Below are 2,483 nucleotides of genomic sequence, written 5' to 3'. Positions count from 1 at the left end.
TGATACCAGATCCTTATAATGGATTTTTCCTTTAGACAGGAACTTCTTTGCTGCCACCTTATCCATCTTTTTTCCCTGGCTTGCAAGAAATTTATCATTTTTCCATAAGGTAAAAGCACATTTCCGGTCAGAACAGTAAAAATTTACTTTTCCTTCCCTGACATCTGCTCCACAGCGGGGACATTTGCCAATGACTTCTCCTTTTGCCTTTCCCTGAAACTGATTTTTCTTCTCTTCTGAAATCCCCTGATACCTGGCAACCAGTTCCTGCATCAGCTCTGTAATCCCATTTAGGAATTCATCTGCTGTCTCTGTATTCTGGGCAATATGATTCAATGCCATTTCCCACTCTGCGGTCATCTTCGGAGATTTAATCTCATCCGGTAGAACCGTAATCAGCACATTTCCATCATCTGTCGGCACCAGATTTTTCTTTTCCCTTTTCACAAAGCCAGACTGAATCAGTTTTTCAATGATTGCTGCCCTTGTTGCAGGAGTACCAAGTCCTTTCTTTTCTGTATCTTCGGTCAGCTCTTCATTCCCTGCACGTTCCATCGCAGAAAGCAGGGTATCTTCTGTGTACTGTTTCGGTGGCTGTGTAAAATGCTCCGATACAAAAGAATCACAGGGACCATAATGCTTGCCTGCCCAGATATCCAACTCCGGCTCTTCTTTTTCTGCAATGATTCCAAAGAACTGTTTCAGTTTTTTCTCAATTGTCTTGAACCCTTCCTGTTTTGTTTTCTTTGCATTGAGATAAAACGTATGATAATTGCAGGTAATCTGACATTTATGACTCTCATAAATATAAGGATCTGCAGTTGCTGTCAGAACCCTGGCACTGATCAAATACAAAATCTTGCGGCTTCGTTCTTTCAGTTCACCAATATCTGCTTTGGCTACTTCCATGGTTGGGATAATCGCATGGTGATCGGATACTTTCTTTGAATTTAATACCTTACTCACGTCCGGTTGATATTCCAGACCTTCAGCATAAGGCATTTTCCCAAATAACATCTGAATCAGAGTTTCTGTACTTTCTCCCATCTCATCTGTCAGATACTGGCTGTCTGTTCTCGGATAAGTGACAAGCTTCTGCTCATACATCTCCTGCACAGCATCCAATGTCTGCTGTGCGGTATAGCCAAACATTCTGTTAGCTTCCCTCTGCAGGGTGGTCAGATCATAAAGCTTCGGAGGGCGGACCGTTTTCTCTTTCACATCATCCTTCTCCACTTCGCACATGCGCTCCTGACACTCTGCAGCCACTTTATCTGCATCTTCTTTTTTCTGAAAATTCTCTGTGACCGCATCCATATCGTCAAATTTGATATGAGCCATATAATATTTCTCTTTGGTAAATTCCTTGATCTTCTGATTTCGATCCACGATCATGGCAAGTGTTGGTGTCTGTACTCTTCCAACTTTCAGATTCTGGTTATACAGAACAGAAAAAAGACGGCTCGCATTGATTCCCACCAGCCAGTCAGCCTTTGCCCTGCAAAGAGCTGACTGATAGAGACTGTCATAACACGAACCGTCTTTTAATGACGCAAATCCATCTTTAATTGCCTGTTCTTCCATGGAAGAGATCCAGAGTCGCTTCATCGGCTTTTTACATCCTGCCTGCTCATACACCAGACGGAAGATCAGCTCACCTTCACGTCCTGCATCAGTGGCACAGATCACTTCATCTACTTTGGAATCTCTCATAAGTTTCTTTAAGATTCCAAACTGCTTTTTCGTACCTTCCAATACCTTATGTTTCCAACATTCTGGCACAATCGGCAGATCATCATATCTCCATTTTTTATATTTTTCATCGTATTCCGATGCATCACATAATCCAACTAGATGTCCTACGCACCAGGAAACGATATAACCGTTTCCCTCCACGTAGCCATCTTTTCTTGTTCTGGCTCCAAGCACGGAAGCCAGTGCCATCGCAACCGATGGCTTTTCTGCAATCACTAATTTCATTTACTCCTGCTCCTCTTCTTCATCTTCTAGTACCTCATCATTGAAATCTTCATCTTTCAAAACTTCTGTCCCTGCATTTTCCTGTTCTTCCTGCTCATCTGCATCGTCTACTTCCCGTTTTTCTGACTCTGAATCTTCGGATTCATTTTCATCCTCTTCCATCTCATCTTCATCATCATATTCATGTTTCGGTTTGTAGACTTTCAAGTAATAACCACCTGCCGCAGCTCCAACAGCAACCAATCCGATCAGTAGATAAGTCCCTGCCAAACTTTTGTCTTCTGGCATCTGAATTTCATCCTCTACCTTATCTTTCTCATCTGTCTCTGTCGTTTCCGGCTTTTCTTCTTCAGCCTGTTTCTCTGGTTCTGCATAAACAATATCTACTTCCGGAAGTGTCACAGAATCAGAAAGTGTGAAGTTCATCAGGTCTTTCTCACTGACTTCGGTAAGGAAATACACATTATCCTGAGATTTTGAATTGTCGATGATCAGATAAAAAA

General features: G+C 42.2%; 2 protein-coding genes. Both read right to left on the bottom strand.

Going from position 1 to position 2,483, the window contains the following annotated elements:
• A partial coding sequence (locus G5B06_RS18455; protein ID WP_173772709.1) for a DNA topoisomerase 3 occupies window positions 1–1,980 on the bottom strand: 1,980 nt, incomplete at its 3' end.
• On the bottom strand, window positions 1,981–2,483 hold a 503-nt coding region (locus tag G5B06_RS18450), incomplete at its 5' end, for a CD1107 family mobile element protein (protein ID WP_173772707.1).

This window comes from Blautia luti (genome assembly GCF_013304735.1).
In the GTDB taxonomy this organism is placed as follows: domain Bacteria; phylum Bacillota; class Clostridia; order Lachnospirales; family Lachnospiraceae; genus Blautia_A.
The sequence above is the reverse complement of the archived record's forward strand: the minus strand, read 5'-3'. Positions and strand labels throughout refer to the sequence as shown.